This window comes from Sphingobacterium sp. B29 (assembly GCF_001952815.1).
GTDB classification, from domain to species: Bacteria; Bacteroidota; Bacteroidia; order Sphingobacteriales; family Sphingobacteriaceae; genus Sphingobacterium; species Sphingobacterium siyangense.
Genome location: NZ_CP019158.1, coordinates 5,929,588 through 5,947,403 on the forward strand (window position 1 = coordinate 5,929,588; position 17,816 = coordinate 5,947,403).

At 40.1% G+C, this 17,816-nt stretch carries 13 protein-coding genes and 2 tRNA genes; 8 read left to right on the forward strand and 7 right to left on the reverse strand.

The features are described 5' to 3' along the window. Positions 1 to 19 precede the first annotated feature (19 nt). The 3 genes from BV902_RS25500 to BV902_RS25510 all read right to left on the reverse strand — a co-directional run bounded on the left by BV902_RS25500 (position 20) and on the right by BV902_RS25510 (position 3,662). Positions 20 to 3,109 carry a SusC/RagA family TonB-linked outer membrane protein gene (locus BV902_RS25500; RefSeq protein ID WP_083663765.1) on the reverse strand — a complete coding sequence of 1,030 codons (3,090 nt, stop codon included), beginning with the start codon at positions 3,107 to 3,109 and terminating at the stop codon, positions 20 to 22. Between the two features lie 351 nt (positions 3,110 to 3,460). Beyond that, positions 3,461 to 3,533: transfer RNA gene (locus BV902_RS25505), tRNA-Met, on the reverse strand. Positions 3,534 to 3,589: 56 nt separating this feature from the next. Beyond that, positions 3,590 to 3,662 (reverse strand) — tRNA-Met (locus BV902_RS25510). Positions 3,663 to 3,777: 115 nt separating this feature from the next. Between BV902_RS25510 and era the strand changes: the two genes are divergently transcribed. Then, positions 3,778 to 4,656 carry a GTPase Era gene (gene era, locus BV902_RS25515; protein ID WP_070570335.1) on the forward strand — a complete coding sequence of 293 codons (879 nt, stop codon included), beginning with the start codon at positions 3,778 to 3,780 and terminating at the stop codon, positions 4,654 to 4,656. Positions 4,657 to 4,730: 74 nt separating this feature from the next. On the opposite strand, the gene uvrC is transcribed toward era, so the two are convergent. The 4 genes from uvrC to BV902_RS25535 form a co-directional block, all read right to left on the reverse strand. After that, positions 4,731 to 6,530 carry an excinuclease ABC subunit UvrC gene (gene uvrC / locus BV902_RS25520; RefSeq protein WP_070570103.1) on the reverse strand — a complete coding sequence of 600 codons (1,800 nt, stop codon included), beginning with the start codon at positions 6,528 to 6,530 and terminating at the stop codon, positions 4,731 to 4,733. Positions 6,531 to 6,623: 93 nt separating this feature from the next. Beyond that, the gene (locus BV902_RS25525) at positions 6,624 to 8,894 is read right to left on the reverse strand and encodes a transglycosylase domain-containing protein (protein WP_075994300.1); all 2,271 of its coding nucleotides are present in this window, start codon (positions 8,892 to 8,894) and stop codon (positions 6,624 to 6,626) included. Between the two features lie 239 nt (positions 8,895 to 9,133). Further along, positions 9,134 to 9,613 carry a 2-C-methyl-D-erythritol 2,4-cyclodiphosphate synthase gene (gene ispF, locus BV902_RS25530; protein ID WP_070570337.1) on the reverse strand — a complete coding sequence of 160 codons (480 nt, stop codon included), beginning with the start codon at positions 9,611 to 9,613 and terminating at the stop codon, positions 9,134 to 9,136. 371 nt (positions 9,614 to 9,984) lie between these two features. After that, the gene (locus tag BV902_RS25535; RefSeq protein ID WP_070570107.1) at positions 9,985 to 10,803 is read right to left on the reverse strand and encodes a glycogen/starch synthase; all 819 of its coding nucleotides are present in this window, start codon (positions 10,801 to 10,803) and stop codon (positions 9,985 to 9,987) included. 148 nt (positions 10,804 to 10,951) lie between these two features. Here BV902_RS25535 and panC point away from each other — a divergent pair, with 148 nt between their 5' ends. The 7 genes from panC to BV902_RS25570 all read left to right on the forward strand — a co-directional run bounded on the left by panC (position 10,952) and on the right by BV902_RS25570 (position 17,398). Beyond that, a complete protein-coding gene (panC, locus tag BV902_RS25540; RefSeq protein WP_075994301.1) occupies positions 10,952 to 11,812 on the forward strand; it encodes a pantoate--beta-alanine ligase in 861 nt (286 codons plus the stop codon). A gap of 44 nt (positions 11,813 to 11,856) precedes the next feature. Continuing rightward, positions 11,857 to 12,207 (forward strand): aspartate 1-decarboxylase, encoded by a 351-nt coding sequence (gene panD, locus BV902_RS25545; RefSeq protein ID WP_070570112.1) that lies wholly within the window; start codon positions 11,857 to 11,859, stop codon positions 12,205 to 12,207. A gap of 120 nt (positions 12,208 to 12,327) precedes the next feature. Continuing rightward, on the forward strand, positions 12,328 to 12,690 hold the full coding sequence (locus BV902_RS25550; protein ID WP_157626232.1) for a hypothetical protein: 363 nt from the start codon (positions 12,328 to 12,330) through the stop codon (positions 12,688 to 12,690). Between the two features lie 376 nt (positions 12,691 to 13,066). Beyond that, the gene (locus BV902_RS25555) at positions 13,067 to 15,403 is read left to right on the forward strand and encodes a TonB-dependent receptor (protein ID WP_075994302.1); all 2,337 of its coding nucleotides are present in this window, start codon (positions 13,067 to 13,069) and stop codon (positions 15,401 to 15,403) included. Positions 15,404 to 15,417: 14 nt separating this feature from the next. Next, positions 15,418 to 15,885: a thioredoxin family protein gene (locus tag BV902_RS25560; RefSeq protein WP_075994303.1), complete on the forward strand. Its 468-nt coding sequence runs from the start codon at positions 15,418 to 15,420 to the stop codon at positions 15,883 to 15,885. 75 nt (positions 15,886 to 15,960) lie between these two features. Further along, on the forward strand, positions 15,961 to 16,602 hold the full coding sequence (locus tag BV902_RS25565) for an FKBP-type peptidyl-prolyl cis-trans isomerase (protein ID WP_070570120.1): 642 nt from the start codon (positions 15,961 to 15,963) through the stop codon (positions 16,600 to 16,602). 202 nt (positions 16,603 to 16,804) lie between these two features. After that, positions 16,805 to 17,398 carry an FKBP-type peptidyl-prolyl cis-trans isomerase gene (locus BV902_RS25570; protein ID WP_083663766.1) on the forward strand — a complete coding sequence of 198 codons (594 nt, stop codon included), beginning with the start codon at positions 16,805 to 16,807 and terminating at the stop codon, positions 17,396 to 17,398. The last annotated feature ends 418 nt before the right edge of the window (positions 17,399 to 17,816 follow it).

Genomic DNA, 17,816 nt, shown 5'->3' on the forward strand with positions numbered 1-17,816 from the left:
GATTTTCTAAACGTTAAAATTAAAATGTCACACTTGCGCCAAACATATATTTACGAACCATTGGGTACACCGAAACGCCCGTTGAACGGATCATTTGACCACCCCCACCTTTGCCATTCGGCTCAGTCAATGGAAGCTCTGGATCGACACCTGAATAGTTTGTAATCGTAAATAAGTTCTCCCCAGCTAAGAAGACACGTAAATTTTTGATGTTATATTTCTTTAGATCAAAGTTATACCCTAAGGTCAGTGATCTCATTTTCAAGAAATTGTTACTTTCTAAAAAGCGTGTTGAAGGTGAATTACCTTTATCTTGGTTGTCGTATCTTGCAATCGGGTGAGTGGCAACATCGCCAGGTTTTTCCCAACGGCTCCAACCATCCTGTAACTTCATCTGGTTACGATCCGTATAGGTTCCATCCGAATCAAATTCCTGACGCGAGTAATTATATAATTTCCCCCCCAAGGAGAAACCGAACACGGCATTCAGGTCAAACTGCTTATAACTTAAAGCCGTGCTGAAACCGCCAAAAAGATCCGGATTTCCTTTTCCTACATTACGGAAAGTTGCATTGGAATAGTTCGACGTCGTTGTCCTTGTTTCATTGCCATTGGCATCAGTCTCGTATCGATACCACATTGGCAAACCATTATCTACGTTAACACCAGCCCATTCTTTTAAATAATAGGTATCTACCGGAAGACCTGGCTGAAGCAGACGTTGCGCCGATCCAGCGATACCTGATCCATCACCTGCGATAATTGGTTTTGAAACAAGATTACCATTGGCATCTTTTGTCGCAAATAGCTCGGTCAATTTATTCACATTGTGACTCAAATTAACATCCAAGCTCCAATGTACATTGTCATTTCGAACGATGTCGCCACCGATGGTCAATTCAATCCCCCGGTTTTGCATCTTACCAATATTTTTCCAGATAGAAGTAACACCGGTCAGACCGCTGATTGGCACTTGATAAAGTACATTATCGGTCTTCTTGTCATAATAATCAACATTGAATCGCAATCTATTCTTAAACAAGGCTGCATCAACCCCAAAACCAGTTGTGTAAGTTTTTTCCCAAGTCAGATCTTTATTACCAATTTGGCTAATTAATGCCCCTGGTATACCATTATAACTTGATGATGCAGACACCGAGTAAAGACTATATTGCGGATATAATGAACTTGGTCTATTACCTACCGATCCATAAGCCGCTCTCAGTTTTAAATTATCTACCCAATCAGCCTTGAACCACTCTTCCTTATTGATATTCCAACCACCACTAACTGAAAAAAAGTTCCCATATTTTGCATTGGTACCAAAATTGGATGCTCCATCACGACGGAAAGATACCTGTGCCAAATATTTATTATCGTATGCATAGTTTGCATTAGACAAAAATGACTGTACTGCCCATTCGGAAATTCCACCTCTGGTTCGCTCTGGTTTTGCAACAACATCCAATACCTCGAAACCATTTACAATACCTGTTCCATAAGCATCTAAGGTTTTTGTCCAATAGTCGTTAAATTCGTATGCAGCCAATCCATTCAGGCTATGTTTATCCCAAGTCTTGTTGAAACGTAAAATCTGGTTGGTATACCGACGGGCAAATTCCATGCGATAATCTGTCACACGACCAATTACACTTTCGCCGCTGTTTGATCGTGGATCTTGATATCCGCTATCGGAATAACTATTGTAACGATAATTGTTGACAGAAGAGAAAGTCAACCAATCTGTTAATTTGATGTCGAAATCTAAGTTACCCATAAATTCATAATTGGTATTGGCACTATGATTCCATTGGAGGTCGTACAAGTAGTTTGTGCTTGCATTGTTGACCCAGCCGCTGTAACGATGTGGCACTAAATTTCCATTTGCATCGTAAGGACTGTCCCAAGGCAGGTTTCCATACATGGCATTGACATCATATTGACGATCATCTACAGCACGTCTTGATCCCGCAATAGATGGCTTAATGGTCAGCCAATCGAAAGGCTTATAGTTGGTACGTAATCTAAAATTATAACGATCGTAATCATATCCTTTTACAGCACCGGCTTCGTTGTAGTAACCTAAAGACAAATAAGACTGTAATTTATCATTTCCACCCTGAATAGACAAATTGTGGTTTTGGACAAATCCGGTTTTTGTCGCCAGTTTCCACCAGTCAAAATTGCTATCACGTAATTCAGAATTCCATCGTGGAAATTTGATGTCACCTGGATTAGAAAAAGAGGCAAAATAATCATAAAGTTCAGCTCCATCCATCATTTCCATGTGCCCATTGGAAAGTTGGTTGACACCCATTTTTGTAGAAAAGCTAATGCTTGTTTTGGATGCAGTAGGGTTTTTAGTTGTCACAACGACAACACCATTCGCACCTTGAGAACCATAAATCGAGGTTGAAGCAGCATCTTTTAGGATGGTTAATGACTCAATGTCGTCCGGATTGATATCACCTGGGCTTGAGCCAACAATAACACCGTCAATGACCCACAATGGGCTGGTCGTACCACTTAATGTTGCCTGACCACGAATCACAACACCGCCATTTGACCCTGGTTTACCGGCTCCTGGGGCAACATATACCCCGGCAGCTTTACCATTCAGCATGTTTTCAACCGATGGCGTAGTGACATCGCGTAATTTGTTTCCTTTAACCGCCTGAAGAGCGCCAGTCAAACTTTCTTTTTTCTGTTGTGTTCCATAACCAACAATGACAACTTCCTGGAGTGCTTCACTATTGGACTCCATATTGATGTTAACAACCGGTCCTGTTACGGTCACTTCTTGTGCTTTATAACCAACACTTGTAACGACCAGTACATCACCGTTTTTAGCATCTATTGTAAAACGTCCATCTGCCCCTGCGGATGTCGATTTACCGCTCCCCTTAACGCTAATGGTTGCTCCAGCCAATGGGCCGTCTGTAGACTGCACTTTTCCATTCACTTTTTGTTGATAAACCGCGTCATTCAACAAAATATTGTTGTTTGGAAATGTAAGACCATTAGCATTAGCCGAGTTGTGTGTACTTGCAATGAGTAAAGCTAATGATAACAGACTCAACTTGTGATTGTCGAGAATCTTTGAAATCATAATATTTAATAGTTAGTTTAAAAATTGATTAGCTTGCTAATCAAAATTTAGGTACATGAATGCTAAAACTAACGGATGATGACAGCATATCAAAATTTAGCGACAACGAAATCGATTGCGCCAATTAAACAAACGATTGCATAAACACACATTTTACAGCGTGATCCAATATCAAAAAATTAGAACGATTAAATAACAGCAAAAGACAGTTTGTTAACAACCTCACGACAATCGATAATAAGAAATTTAGAAGAGTAGGAAAAAAAGATGATCCTGAAAAACAGGCGGTATTATAGCGTAAATTAGGACACAAAAAAAGCCAAGATATTCACCTCGGCTTTTTTCTTTTAGTAGCGGGGACCAGACTCGAACTAGTGACCTTCGGGTTATGAGCCCGACGAGCTACCAACTGCTCCACCCCGCAATGTATTTTAAATTTCTTTAAAAGAACCGATCATTGCAACCGGCTCTTTCTTTTAGTAGCGGGGACCAGACTCGAACTAGTGACCTTCGGGTTATGAGCCCGACGAGCTACCAACTGCTCCACCCCGCAATATATTTTTGAACAAAATTGCTTTTTTCTTTTGAAAAAACAAGATTATGATCCTTCCGAATTGGAGTACAAAGATATATTTTGTTTCTTTGTAATCCTAATAAAATTTAGAAAAATGTCACATAAAGCAGGATTCGTAAGTATCATCGGAAAGCCAAATGCTGGTAAGTCCACCCTAATGAACGCTTTAGTGGGTGAAAAAATGTCTATCATTACACCCAAAGCGCAAACGACAAGACACCGCATTATCGGTATTGTAAACGATGAAGACCATCAAATTGTGTTTTCGGACACCCCTGGTGTTATCAAACCAAACTATTCTTTGCAAGAATCGATGATGAATTTTGTCCAAGGATCGTTGATCGATGCAGACATTATTTTATTTGTGACAGATATCCACGAAAAATACGATGAGAACGATGTCCTGGAGAAATTGCGTAAAACAAATTCCCCTGTTGCCGTGCTTATCAACAAAATCGATAAATCTTCGGAAGAAGAGGTCAAGGCTAAGATTGAATTTTGGCAGGAAAAATTAAATCCGGATACCGTTTTTGCGATTTCAGCAAAATTAAATCATAATGTTGCTGCCGTGATGCACTACATTAAGGACAAGTTACCTATTCACGAAGCCTATTATGAAAAGGATGAGTTAACGGATAAATCCATGCGTTTTTTTGTCTCTGAGATGATTCGTGAAAAAGTATTCAAACTATACGATAAAGAGATTCCCTACAGTACAGAAGTAATCGTTACATCTTACAAAGAAGAAGCAAATATCACACGTATTGCTGCCGAAATTATTGTTGAGCGCGACTCTCAAAAAAACATTATCATTGGAAAAGCAGGAGCCATGATCAAAAAAGTCGGCACCTATGCGCGCCAGGATATTGAAGAGTTTATCGACGGAAAAGTATTCCTCGAGCTTTTTGTTAAGGTAATTCCTGACTGGAGAAGTAAAAAGAACTACCTTAAACGTTTCGGGTACGACGATTAATCCGCATTGAAAAGTTCGTACGGAGATCTTTTTATACCGACCTCCCCTACACGAATTGTTCTTCTTGTAAATTTTTACTTTGCAAAATATTCACGAAGTGCTTTAATCTGTTTCAGATTAAGCACTTTTTTTAGCTCTTCATCTGAGGCTTCCTTCGCTTTTTTCACCGATTTAAATTCAGTTAATACTTTCTCAACGGTTGTTTTACCTATGCCCGGAACGTTTTCCAGCTCTGAAACGAAGGTCTTCCGGCTCCGTTGATTCCTGTGGAAGGTGATTCCGAAGCGGTGTGCCTCATCCCGAAGATGTTGAATGACCTTGAGGGTTTCAGATTTTTTATCTAAATAAAGTGGATATTGATCACCTGGGTAGAAAAGCTCCTCCAGTCTTTTGGCAATACCGATGACGGTTACTTTTCGCTCTATCCCCAACAAGCGCAGGCTCTTTAAGGCTGCGCCTAGCTGCCCTTTTCCGCCATCGATAATGATCAACTGCGGCAAAGGTTGATCCTCATCCAACAATCGTCTATAGCGTCTAAAAACAGCTTCCTCCATCGTGGCAAAATCGTTGGGTCCCTCAACTGTTTTCACATTAAAGTGACGGTAATCTTTCTTCGAAGGTTTTGCATCCTTAAAGACAACAATAGCCGATACGGGATAATTCCCCTGAATATTCGAGTTATCAAAACATTCAATATGCTGAGGGAGCACATTCATACGAAGATCTTTTTGCATCTGTTTTAAGATGCGCTCGGTCCGAATATCAGGATTAAGCTTTTCATATTGCAACAGACGCTCTTTTCTAAAAAATGCCACGTTCTTTTGAGACAACTCCAGCAATTTTTTCTTTTCGCCCAGCTTCGGAATCGTAAATCGAATCCGTTCGTTCTCTTCAATATCTAATTCAAAGGGTACGATAATTTCTCGCGAAAGGCTTTTGAAGCGTTCCCGAATCTCCGGTATGGCCAAGGCCAAAAGCTCCTGTTCACTCTCATCCAAACGCCGCTTCATTTCGAGCGTCTGTGTCTGAATAATAACACCATTCATGACTTTCAGGTAATTGACAAAAGCGTATCCCTCGTCTGAAGCGATACTAAATACATCCACATTTGTAATGGATGAGTTGACCACCGTAGACTTGCTCTGGTAATTGTCCAGCTTATCCAGCTTCGCCTTAATTAACTGCGCTCTTTCAAAATCCAGAGCTGCTGCTGCGGTAGCAATACTCTCCTTTAAACGATTGGTCACCACAGCAATCTTTCCGTTCAGAATATCCTTGATATCACTCAGGTTCTGATCATAGTCGTCTTCGGACTGATACCCTTCACAGGGCCCCTTGCAATTTCCAATTTGATATTCGAGACAGATCTTAAACTTGCCTTTCCGTATATTTTCCTGTGTTAGGGCCAAATTGCAGGTACGGAGGGGAAACAATTCACGGATCAGATCCAATACAATATGCATCATCCCCACCGAAGGATAGGGGCCATAATAACGGGACCCATCCTTGATATATTGTCGGGTCCAAAAAACCCGCGGAAAAGGTTCGTTCTTGATGACAATCCATGGATAGGTTTTATCATCCTTCAACAGAACATTATACTTGGGTTTGTGTTTTTTGATCAATGAATTCTCAAGCAGCCAAGCATCAATCTCCGTGTCAACGATAGTAAAAGATATACGGTTGATCTTCCGAACCAAAACACGGGTTTTGCCATTCAGCTGATTTTCATTAACGAAATACGAACCGACCCGGTTACGCAAATCCTTCGCTTTACCGATATAGATCAGTTCGTTATTTTTATCAAAATACTGATAGACTCCCGGTCGATGCGGTATCTTCTTTAATTCTTCTCTATAGTCAAATACGTCCATTATGTTCCAATATCAAACACCTTTAGCAAAAAAGCCAGACAACAAATCTCGAAAAAATTTATTGTCTGGCCCAATGGTATTCGTTAAAATAACTTAGAAACCTAAGCGATCATCTTTTAGTTTAGTCGCATCTTTGCCGCTTGAATCTGTAGACCCATCTTCGACATCGGAGCCACCACCGCCCCAATACTGATTACAGTCAATGACGCGGGTAAGCCCACCCTGCGGTTGCTCAAAATCACCCTTGGTATACTTCAAATTTGAATCTTTATACACTTTCTGCATGTAGTAAGCGAATACTGGCATCGCTGCTGCAGCCCCTTGTCCGTACTCCATCCTGTCGAAACTAATGCCTCGATCTTCTGCACCAGTCCAAACACCCGTAACCAGTTCCGGTGTAATACCAATAAACCAGGCATCTGAGTTATCGTTGGTTGTACCTGTTTTACCGCCAATTGGATTTGTGAGCTTATACATCCATTGAATACGTCTCGCCGTACCCTGGGATACCACCTTTTTCAACATATCAACAATAATATAAGCGGATTCACTATTTAAGGCTTTTACAACCTTTGGTGCTTTATCATAGATTGGTGTACCATTTTTATCTTCAATCCGTAAGATCGCTGTTGGCTCAATCCAAGTTCCTTGATTCACAAATGCCGAATAAGCACCCACCATATCAAAGACCGACGCTTCATAAGCACCTAATGAGATCGATGGATAGTTAGGCACATCACTTGTTATACCCATCCGTTTTGTCAATGCAGCTACTTCCGCAGCGCCAACTTCGTGCACCAGATAGGCCGTCGCATAGTTTTGTGAATACGCCAATGCTTTCGCTAGGGTAATCGGGTTTCCACCTTGTGCATTTCCTCTTGGTGTCCATCCGTTATAAGTTTGTTGGTAATTGGGAATACTGTAACATGGGGAATAACCATTGTCAATCGCCACCGCATACGTAAATGGTTTCGCTGTTGATCCGACTTGACGCGTACCCATTTTTACCTGATCATATTTGAAGTGGTCAAAGTCAATACCTCCAACCCAGGCTTTGATATGTCCGGTCTTCGGCTCCATAGACATCATCGCATTGCGCAACATGAGTTTATTGTACTTAATGGAGTCCATTGGCGTCATCATCGTATCAACACTTCCCTTCCATGTAAATATATTCATCGGAACCTTGACATTGAAGGCCTTTTTGATCTCGTCTTCATTCAAGCCCTCTTCTTTCAAAATACGGTAACGGTCAGAGCGCTTCATTCCGCTAACGAGCAGCTTGGCTTTATCTCCTTTAAAAGGATCTCTATTTTTCCATTGCGCGGCAAATTTAGACTGCAGTTGCCTCATCCACTCTTTTTGCGAATCTTCGGCATATTGCTGCATAGACATATTGATCGTCGTATAGATTTTCAATCCATCACGATCGAGGTCATAAGGTGTACCATCCGGTTTGGTGATGGACAATTTTGCAAATTCCTTTTTGATTTCATCCTTTAATACCGCTCTAAAATATGGTGCCAAACCCTCACCGTAATTTGCGATCTTAAGTTCTAAACCAAGTGGTTTTTCTTTTGCTTTTGTAGCCTCCTCAGCCGAAATAAAATTTGCGGCAACCATATTATTCAACACCGTATTACGGCGTTTCATTGCATTTTGAGGATAACGTACAGGAGAATATACGCCAGGTCCTTTCAGCATCCCCACCAAAAGGGCTGCTTGATCAGCTGTCAATTTATCTGGAGTCGTATTAAAATAAGTCCGCGCTGCAGATTTGATTCCGTATGTATTGTAAGCACCAAAGTCTACCGTGTTAAAATACATGGTAATAATCTCATCTTTGGTATAATTTCTTTCTAAGCGAACAGCTGTAATCCATTCCTGAAATTTCTGGATGACACGTTTAAGAAAATTCTTTTGTCGTCCATCCGAAAATAGATTAAGTGCCAGCTGCTGTGTAATTGTACTCCCCCCCTGTTTGTTACCGGTCAAGGTGTGAAAGATAACTGTAAAGGTACGCGAGTAGTCTATCCCAGAGTGATCATAAAAGCGCTTATCCTCTGTCGAAACCAATGCTTTGACCAAATAAGGTGACAACTCACTGTACTTCACATTGGAGCGGTTTTGGACAAAATAGGTCCCTAATACTTTATGATCTTCCGTGATAACTTCGGAAGCTAAATTACTTTTGGGGTTTTCCAAATCACTGAAGGAGGGTAATTTTCCAAATACGCCAAGACGTATACTCAATATAAAAAGGAAACCTATCGCGACGATCCCGACGATAATTTTCCAAAAATTGAACGTATACCGCTTGACATCAGCCTCAGTAAGTTGATTTTTTTTTGATACTCGTTTCATCTATTTACTAAATTTCAGACGTAAATATTATTCATTTTAAAGACCGCAATGCATAGTCCATTTTTCCATCTGCAGTCGTGTTTTGCAAACTTGGATACGGCATTTTTCGATCTTTAAAGACTTCAATTAAGACATTAATGCTCACTCTATCAGATAGTGTGCCAAGAATCCCTACTTTGGCAAAGGTATTACTAATTGGGCCAAAAGCAAGAATTTAAACGTGAAAATATTGAGGCGAACTACGCGCGTTCAATCAAACAAACCGCATAGGCAACCACCCCTTCCTGACGACCGATAAATCCCATCGTTTCATTTGTTGTTGCTTTAATAGAGATGTCGTCGATGTCCAAACCCGTTGCTTCAGCCAGTTTAACTTTCATTTGTGGAATATAGGGTTTGATCTTAGGAGCTTCGAGACACAGCATCGCATCAATATTGCCAAGCGTATATCCCTTCGCAGCAATCAGCGCCATACATTCTTTTAACAACAATAAGCTACTAATGCCTTTCCAGCGCATATCTGTATTTGGAAAGTGGTAGCCAATATCTTCTAAATTGGCAGCGCCCAAAATGGCATCACATATCGCATGGACCAACACATCGGCATCAGAATGCCCAAAGGCACCAGCATGATGCTCCAATTGCACTCCACCAACAATAAATGGATGACCTTCTTTCATCTGATGGACATCAAATCCAAATCCTACCTTAATTTTCATTACACGATTATAGCTATGGTGTCTGTTCATATCCTAGAAAACATGCCCAAACACCCGATTTAAATACAATAAAATACAGCCTATGTATGCTATTTGATAACCTAGCCTATTAGGTCTAGATCAAACCCGATTCATCTTCGCGGAGATCCCCGGGCATGAACATCTAAACACAATGACAGATTACTGCGAAGATAACAATTCGCAGCTACATTTACCGCGACAAAAGGTTTCTAGCAGGTAGCGCAACGAAAATCATTGAAATAACGGTTTGACCGGATGAAAAAAGAGACGCATAAAAAAAGGCTATCCTTGAGAATAGCTTTTTTATATTATTGTCTGTTTGTTTTTCGAAACGCTTCTAAAAGTAAAGCTTACGCTTCTACTTCTTCGGGCGCAAACTGATCATACACTTCTCCAAAAGCATCGTAGTCCTGATCGCCATTAGGCTCAAAAACCTGAATATCCTTTGAGCGAGCAAAATCAACTATTTCAGTGTTGACATTTTCGTCAGCGACAACCACCATATCGGTAAAATGCAAAGCACCTTTGTAGATCGCCTCATAACTACCATCACCGTACACCTGCGCATCCGCGGCTTTAAAGGAACCTTCTGGCGCCATTTCAGCATACTTTGTACCTAATGTACCTTTAAATTCTTCATTGAACAAAGAGTACATCACTTTTGCATCCTTGAATGTAGGATCGTCTTTATAAGTTGTCTTCACGTAAGCCGGTACCAAAGCAGAGAACCATCCATGACAGTGTACTACATCAGGGGACCATCCTAATTTCTTCACAGTTTCCAACGCTCCTTTACAGAAGAACACTGAACGCTCATTATTGTCTGCAAAGAATTCGCCATGCTCATCACTAAAAACTTTTTTACGCTGAAAGTAGTCTTCATTATCCAAGAAATACACCTGCATACGGGCCGCAGGTAATGAAGCAACTTTAATAATTAGCGGATTATCATTATTATCCACAACAATGTTCAAGCCTGAAAGACGAATAACCTCATGTAATCTATTTCTACGCTCATTGATATTCCCAAAACGCGGCATTAAGATCCGGATCTCAAAACCCTTTTCTTGCATCGCTTGCGGAAGTTGACGTGTAATTTCAGAAATTTTAGTTAATTCGAGGAAAGGCGACATCTCGTGAGTAATAAACAATATCTTCGTTTTTGCCATCTCCAGTTATTTTTATTTATTATTTTCGAACAGTAAAATCGGTCTACAAAGGTACGAAAAAAATACTTACTATGCAATTTACTATTAATCATCGTTTTATATTCCCAAAATATTATGCACCTTTGCCAACAAAAAACTAAATAGCAAAGTGGAAATTTTCAAAACGAAAGCATCTCTCCAAGCATACCTGCAAGAAGCCCGATCAACAGGTCAAAAAATCGCCCTAATCCCTACGATGGGCGCTTTACATGAAGGACATTTATCCCTATTAAATTATGCAAAACCGATCAGTGATATTCGTGTTTGCAGCATTTTTGTAAACCCCACACAATTTAACGATCCGAAAGATCTCGAAAAATATCCACGGCCCATTGAAAACGACATCAGATTACTGGAATCCGTTGATTGCGACATTCTTTTCTTACCAAGTGTTGATGAGATGTACCCCGATAAAAATGAGGCCTGGCATCTCGATCTTGGCGAACTGGACCAAATTTGGGAAGGTGAAAAACGCCCTGGCCATTTCCAAGGTGTCACGCAGGTGGTCTATAAATTATTTACATTGGTACAACCGGATATTGCTTGTTTCGGGCAGAAAGATTTTCAGCAGGTCATGGTTATCAAACGCATGATAGCCATGAAGGATCTCGCGATTCAATTGGCGATATGTCCTATCATTAGAGATCAAGACGGCCTAGCACTGAGCTCTAGAAACGCGCGCTTAAGCGAAGCTGGAAAAAGAACCGCTTTGGCACTCTCCCGTTCGCTGCAATATGTAAAAGATCATATACATGACCCTATCCCCCTAGCGGAAATAAAAGACAAAGCCCTGCAGATTTTAATAGACACCGATGGGCTTAGCGTTGAATACTTTGCGCTATGTGAAAGTTCAACGTTAAAAGAAGTCAACCACATCGATTTCAGCAAGCAGCATGTCGCACTTGTCACGGCCTGGGTCGAAGGTGTCCGTTTGATTGACAATATGATTCTGAATAATTTGTCAAATTAATTGACAAATCTTTCAAATTCAGCAGAAAGCCCTACCTTTGCGCCATGGTAATAGAAGTAATGAAATCCAAGATTCACCGCGTTAAAGTCACACAAGCGGAATTGAATTATGTGGGTAGTATCACAATAGATGAAGATTTGATGGATGCCGCAAATATCATCGCTAACGAGAAAGTTCAAATCGTAAACAACAATAATGGAGCCCGTCTTGAAACATACGTCATCCCAGGTCAACGTGGATCAGGTATTATCTGTTTGAATGGTGCTGCGGCTCGCCTGGTTCAAGTTGGCGATATTGTCATCATTATTTCCTACGCGAACATGGATTTTGAAGAAGCTAAGCAGTTTAAACCTTCCGTTGTATTTCCAGACGACAACAATCATCTGATTAAATAATCAGGAAGCACTGTAAGCTTAGTATATAGATATTTCATATTTTTTTAATGAGTAGATCACGAATACTCACAAAATAAAATCGTATTTTTGAAGCGTTACCCTAAAAAGTAGCGCTTTTTTATGTACCGAAAAACAACAAAATCCCCACGTCAGCTTATCGCATTTTGCCAATTGGTATTAATGTCGCTGATTATTATTTCGGGTGTTGTTTTTATGCACAAAGAGGTAAAATCAACCGGTGAAATTGTCATGCACACCCACCCTTATGATTTTACAAAAAAACAAAAGCCGCAAGAAACAGATGACCAAATCGAATACCTCAATGTCATCTATCACAATACCTACGTACAAACCGAATTTACCGTCCTTGAATTTCCTATTCCGCGTGAAGTAAAAGAAGAACATTATAATTCATTTTGTCCGGAGGCGATCACCACAACGATCGATCATTACCATTTACGTGGTCCCCCCTGCTTAGCATAAACCAAAAATCAAAGATTTCGAAGGCCTGTCCCTGGTTCCATAACGATCAAACGAACTTGGTGCAAACAAGTAAGAGATTACGTATGTGCTAAATCGCTTGGCTCCAGAACGACAGCATGAAATACCGCTATCGAGATATCATCTTTGATCCCATTTTTATTTGCCTCTTCTTTGAGAATTGTCCCTGTTACAATAGCGAAAACCTTCGCTGAATACTGTCATTATGGTTTCAGTGAGCTCATTGGCATACATTACCTTGTCGGAAACAAGCTATTACCCTGCTTCCGATAAGACGCAATGCCTTGGACGCTATTCATAACGAGGAACACACCATGCTATACGAGGCCTGTATTTATAAAATTTTTATAAAATTACGATGCTAAAGCAATACACTTTATTGGCCACATTACTGGCTGGTACATCCACTATATACGCCCAATCAAAACTCGAAGGCTACTTATTCAACAAAAACCATGAGGCGGTCCCTTCTGGCACACTGACTTTAAAAAACAGCAAGCTCGCAACTACATCCGATCCAAATGGCTACTTTAAGCTATCCGCCGTACCAACGCAAAAAGTAACCTTAAATATATCGGCAGTGGGCTATCGCTCCTTCAGCAAAGTCATCTCTTTAGACAGCTTGAAGTCGCCTTTGCAAATTCAACTGGAAGAAGACAACCTCAATTTGGATGAGGTTGTTGTTTCGGCTACACGCTATGGCGTCAAACGTAAGGACGCCCCCGTGGTTGTCAATGTCATCGGTCCAAAATTATTTAATGCGACACAATCTGTTGCCATGTCGGAAACATTGAATTATCAGCCGGGTGTACGGGTAGAAAACAATTGCCAGAATTGCGGCTTTTCACAAGTCCGCCTGAATGGCCTCGAAGGCCCTTATTCACAAATATTGATCAACAGTAGGGCGGTATTTTCCGCATTAAATAGCGTGTATGGATTGGATCAGATTCCAACAAGTATGATCGATCGTATTGAGGTTGTGCGCAGTGGCGGTTCGGCATTATTTGGTGCCAATGCGATCGCCGGAACAATCAATATTATTACAAAAGATCCTGTAGAAAACGACTGGCAAGTAAAATCCACCAATTCACTCATTGGCGGCAAAAGCTGGGATAATACTGTAGATTTTAATACCTCCACCGTTTCGGAGGACCTCAAAAGAGGAGCCACATTCTACGGTATGCACCGTAATCGGGAAGCTTACGATGCCAATGGCGACGGTTTTTCGGAAATAACCAAACTTCGTAACACCACGTTCGGCACAAAACTATTTTACAAACCGAGTGACCTGGATAAGATAACGGTTGATTTTAGCACCGTAAATGAGTTTCGCCGCGGTGGTGATCAACTCGATAAAGTACCGCACCTGACGCAGATCACCGAGCAGTTGGAAACCAGTTCGCTTGTTGGCGGAATCACATACGATCACTATTCCACAGATTATAAGCAAAAAATGTCGTTGTATGGCTCTGTACAAAAAACTGTTCGCGACAGCTACTATGGCGGTCTTGGGGGCGGAACAACCCTTGCGGACAGCACATTAGCCGCAAATGCCTATGGAAAAACTAATGATATTGCGCTAGTTGCCGGGGGACAATATACCTACAGCTTTGAAAGAGATGTATTTACTGCCGGAGTGGAGTTTTCATACAACAATACCCAGGATGAAATACCAGGGTATAAACGAACCATTGATCAGCAGAACAAAGGACTCGGCAGTTATGCCCAATACGAATGGAAGCCTTTAAGCAATTTTAAAACGTTAATCGGAGCGCGATACGATTACACCTATGTTGACGGCAAATATAGCCTCGCAGGTATAAACCGAAACTCAGATCAGCGCTTCGGCACCTTTAGCCCACGGTTGACCATCTTATACGATATCACAAAAGACCTTCAATTTAGAGGGGGTTATGCACGAGGGTTCCGTGCCCCCCAGGCATTTAATGAGGACATGCACGTCACTTCCATTGGCGGAAACCAAGTATTTGTATTGATCGGTGAAAATCTGAAAACAGAATACTCCAATGCATATACAGGCTCTTTTAGCTACAATAAAAATTTTGGAAATGTACAAACAAGTTTGCTCGTGGAGGGATTTTACACGGATCTAAACAATCAGTTTGTCAACGTCATGGCGTCTGAAAAAGATGGATTGATTATCCAGGAAATGCAAAATGGTGAAGGAGCCAGGGTGTATGGTTCCAATATTGAAATCAATATCGCGCCATCCTCCTGGTTTTCTTTCCAAACCGGTGGGACGATCCAGCGCTCACGCTATAAGAAAGACCAACTCATCTATACAGGAAAAGAAGACGGGCAGGACATCCTCACCAAGAAATATGTCCGTACGCCAAATATCTATGGTTATATGAATAGCAACCTGAAAGCGACCAAACAATTTGCGATCGATCTGACGGGCGTGTACACGGGAAAAATGATTGTTCCACATATTCAACATGATGTAATGACCCTTAAAAATGCCCGGGACTTTGTGGAATTAAATCTCCGCTTAGGGTACACCTTTCCAATACATAAAGATTTCAGCATTGAAATTTTTGGTGGTGTACAAAACATGTTCAATGCTTTCCAAAAAGATTTTGACAAGGGAGCACTCCGCGATTCAGACTATATCTATGGTCCAACACGACCGCGAACTTATACATTTGGCCTTCGTGTTGGTCATTTTCATTAACATGAATTTGGGATATGAAGCATTTCCAAAAAATATATGTGCTATTGATCCTATTCTTTTATCCGCTCTGTTCTCAAGGACAGGAGCGGATAAATTGGATTGATTTTGCACAACTGGATTCACTCCTGACTGTTTCTCCGCGCGAAACGCTCCTCTTTATTCATACGGATTGGTGCAGCTATTGCCGGAAAATGGAACAGGAAATCTTTACAAAAAAGGAGATTGTCCAATTAATCAACAAGCGCTACTACGCCGTTCATTTAGATGCAGAATCTATCCAAGACATTTCTTTTGACCAAAGTATATGGAGGCCCTTAAGCAAAAGAAAGAAAACAGGACAATACCATCCTTTAGCTTTGCAATTGCTACAAGGAAGAAAAATGATCTTCCCAACTCTCCTACGTTTTGACAGCGAATTTCGCCTAAAAAGTATACAGCAAAAATACCTGAACTCAAAGGAGTTATCCGTTTTTTTAGAATAATTTAACATTTACTTGTAGCGAACGCCATCATTCCTGCGTTTTGGATTTTATAATTAATACACACTTTAAGAAATTATGAAAAATATCACGAAATTTTTAATGGCGTTTTTGTGTCTGGGAACGATCTTCGCATCTTGTAGTAAAAGCGATGGCATTGACTGGGCAGCTGAACAAGAAAAACAAAGATTAGAAATGATCCGAATTGATTCTACAAGAAAAGCTCAGGCTCCCTTACTTGAACAATATGCCAAAACACATTTTCAAAATCCGGTTAAATCCGATTCTTCCGGAATTTGGTATGAAGTTCTTGCTGTAGGTCAATCAGATTCTTATGATTATAAAAATGGCTACCCATCAATCAGTGTAAATTACACTGGTCAACTTACGGATCAAAATGGAACTGTTTTTAGTAAAAGCAAAGAAGGTACTCCAGCTAATTTTTCCAATTTACTATTAGCAATTAGACAGAATTTTGGAATATGCTGGTATTATGCATTTGTGCCACAAACACTTAATCAAAATGGCCAAGATGCTAAATTAGGTGGCTTGCTACCAAAAGGACTACAAAAAGGTTCTAAGATTCGATTTGTGTCATCTTCGGTATTCGCATATGATAATCAAGAATATAAAGGTACAGAAAATGTAACTGTCCCTAAAAACTCTCCGGTTGTATATACTATTGAAGTAACAGATATTGCTAGAGCTACTTCCAACTAAGAAATAAAGACAATGCATTCATCGAAGCCGTTCTCCTAGTGAGAATGGCTTTTTTGCAAGTACACGTTCAGAAGTGTAAATTAATGTATCAAAATGTTAATTGTTATAGCGAAAACCTTTAACGAAGAAAAAATAATATACATTTGCAAAGCTACTTTCATAAAGAAAATAGCTTTTCCTTGAAAAACCAATAAAAAATATAATGAAAAAACTGTTATCACCACTATTCATGGGAATTGCAGCAATCGCTTTCCTTATTATCAGCTGTAACAAAAGCGACGATGTGCCGGTTTATGATGCGAATGCACAATTTAAAACGGATTCTGTAACACTTAAAAATTACGTTAGCCAAAATTACCCTGATGCGCAATACAACAGCGAAACAGGAATTTGGTATGAAATTCTTGCCGAAGGAACAGGGAACTATGAATATAAAGTGGTTGACACATTAAATGGCAAATACTTAAAATTTAAACCGACTGTAAAATACGTTGGAAAATTATTGAGTGGAAGTGTATTTGATCAAACTGATACTGCGAAAGAATTTGAAATCATCACAAACACAGGCTATCAATATCCATTTTACAGCACCATTATTCCTGCTTGGACCTTCGCATTTGCTCCGCAAAAAATCGGTGACATGAAATTAGGTGGCTTAACGGAAAAAGGTCTACAAAAGGGCAGTAAAATTCACATCATGGCACCTTCCCTTTATGGATACCAAAACCAGGCTGTGGGAACTATTCCGGCAAACTCGCCATTGGATTTTGTGATTGAAGTAACGGATATCAAATAATTATAGCTTCTCTTGAAGCAATAAAGCATAAAAGCTCCTAAAATGACATCATTTTAGGAGCTTTTTAGTTCAATGAGGTTTTCAACAATTAATGTGTTTATTGTACGATAGTTTTATATGCTAGCAAAATTATCCAAAACTTAAAAGTAAGATAGATCTTAAAACTGATATATTTTAAGATCAACCTATACCTAATAACAATTTTCAATCGCTTTTTAAACAGTGATCAGTCATTGATCATTCAGTCTACACTGAGCAATCACTGAACAAGCACTGAACAATCACTGAACAAGCACTGTCAAAAGAGTTAATTTGATCACTATCTGATTTTAATTTGCCGCTAAAAAATAAAAGAGAAAAAGGGTAGAAGCTATACTTACGTAACAAAAAGAGCGCTGTTGTGCGACAATAGTATGAT

Coding starts and splice junctions, on each gene's coding strand:
- BV902_RS25500 (WP_083663765.1), bottom strand. CDS start 3,109: ATGATTTCAAAGATTCTCGACAATCACAAGTTGAGTCTGTTATCATTA.
- era (WP_070570335.1), top strand. CDS start 3,778: ATGTCACATAAAGCAGGATTCGTAAGTATCATCGGAAAGCCAAATGCT.
- uvrC (WP_070570103.1), bottom strand. CDS start 6,530: ATGGACGTATTTGACTATAGAGAAGAATTAAAGAAGATACCGCATCGA.
- BV902_RS25525 (WP_075994300.1), bottom strand. CDS start 8,894: ATGAAACGAGTATCAAAAAAAAATCAACTTACTGAGGCTGATGTCAAG.
- ispF (WP_070570337.1), bottom strand. CDS start 9,613: ATGAAAATTAAGGTAGGATTTGGATTTGATGTCCATCAGATGAAAGAA.
- BV902_RS25535 (WP_070570107.1), bottom strand. CDS start 10,803: ATGGCAAAAACGAAGATATTGTTTATTACTCACGAGATGTCGCCTTTC.
- panD (WP_070570112.1), top strand. CDS start 11,857: ATGGTAATAGAAGTAATGAAATCCAAGATTCACCGCGTTAAAGTCACA.
- BV902_RS25550 (WP_157626232.1), top strand. CDS start 12,328: ATGTACCGAAAAACAACAAAATCCCCACGTCAGCTTATCGCATTTTGC.
- BV902_RS25555 (WP_075994302.1), top strand. CDS start 13,067: ATGCTAAAGCAATACACTTTATTGGCCACATTACTGGCTGGTACATCC.
- BV902_RS25560 (WP_075994303.1), top strand. CDS start 15,418: ATGAAGCATTTCCAAAAAATATATGTGCTATTGATCCTATTCTTTTAT.
- BV902_RS25565 (WP_070570120.1), top strand. CDS start 15,961: ATGAAAAATATCACGAAATTTTTAATGGCGTTTTTGTGTCTGGGAACG.
- BV902_RS25570 (WP_083663766.1), top strand. CDS start 16,805: ATGAAAAAACTGTTATCACCACTATTCATGGGAATTGCAGCAATCGCT.